The sequence below is a fragment of the Ruminococcus sp. AF37-20 genome (assembly GCF_003460465.1).
Taxonomy (GTDB): Bacteria; Bacillota; Clostridia; order Oscillospirales; family Ruminococcaceae; genus Hominimerdicola; species Hominimerdicola aceti.
In genome coordinates this window covers 675-1,820 of sequence record NZ_QTVE01000053.1, presented here as the reverse complement: position 1 = coordinate 1,820, position 1,146 = coordinate 675, and the positions used below count along the sequence as shown (strand labels likewise).

The 1,146-nt window shown below is 42.3% G+C and carries 1 protein-coding gene; it reads right to left on the bottom strand.

All coding sequences use genetic code 11. The annotated features are described in order from the left end of the window. Window positions 1-121 precede the first annotated feature (121 nt). The gene (locus DW015_RS13220) at window positions 122-997 is read right to left on the bottom strand and encodes an IS3 family transposase (protein WP_181979944.1); all 876 of its coding nucleotides are present in this window, start codon (window positions 995-997) and stop codon (window positions 122-124) included. Window positions 998-1,146 lie beyond the last annotated feature (149 nt).

The following is a 1,146-nucleotide window of genomic DNA, read 5'->3' as shown; positions in this document are numbered from 1 at the left end:
TGACCCGCCCCCTGTCAAGTAGACAGCGCAAAAAACAAAAATATTCTATGTTGTGACTAAAAGCAGTCTGTGCAATTTGTGCAGGCTGCTTTGTTGTTAGCAAATGGCAAGCACCGACCAGCTAAGCAGCATACGCTTCATGGTATTCCATAGGTGTCATGCTGCTCAGTTTGATCTGGTAACGCCTTGTGTTGTAATAGGTTATGTATTCCTCTATCGCTGAAATCAGTTCGGTCTTATCCGTAAACTTGCGAAGATAATACATCTCCGATTTTAAGATTCCCCACCAACCCTCCATTGGTCCGTTGTCGATGCATCTCCCAACACGGGACATACTTTGTATCATTCCTGCATCAGTCAGTTTTTGATGAAATAATTTGTTGGTATACTGAAAGCCACGGTCACTGTGGAAGATTGGGTGAGCATCAGGATTCAATCGAACAGCTTCGTCAAATGTAGAAAACACAAGTTCGTTGTTATTGCTTTCCATAATTTTGTATGTTACAATTCGTCTGTCATACAAATCAAGAATTGCGCTGAGATACAGTTTTCTGATCTCTGTTCCTACGTAATATTTAAATTCAGTTACATCTGTAAGCCATTTTTCGTTCGGCTTATCTGCGTGGAAATCTCTGTTCAGAATATTCTCCGCTGTGATTTGCGGCGTTGATGGAATATATGTATTCTTCTTGACACGGGTAACAGATTTCAGATGAAGAATCTGCATCAGTCTGTAGATGCGCTTCTTGTTGAAATGTACATCATGCTCACGGTTGATCACGACCGTCATCTGACGATAACCTAAGATGCCGTTGCGCTCCTCATAGTGCTGTTTGATCCATTCTACAAGCTGCTCATTGATCTGCTGGCTATGGCTCGGTGTCCGATGCAACCACTTGTAGTAAGCCGAGCGTGCAACGTGTACAGCAGCGCAGAGCTTCTGAATCGGATAATGCTCTGCTTCATTCATGTATTTGATTGCAATATACTTGTCCACGTTTCGTACTCCGTTCAGTGACCGCCCCCTCTCAGCTCCCTGAGTTTTTTTAACAGTTTAATTTCCATTTCCTGATCTTTAAGCTTTGCTTGTAATATCTTGTTCTCCATACGAAGACGATCAGCTTCTGTAAGGTCTTCTTGTTTTTT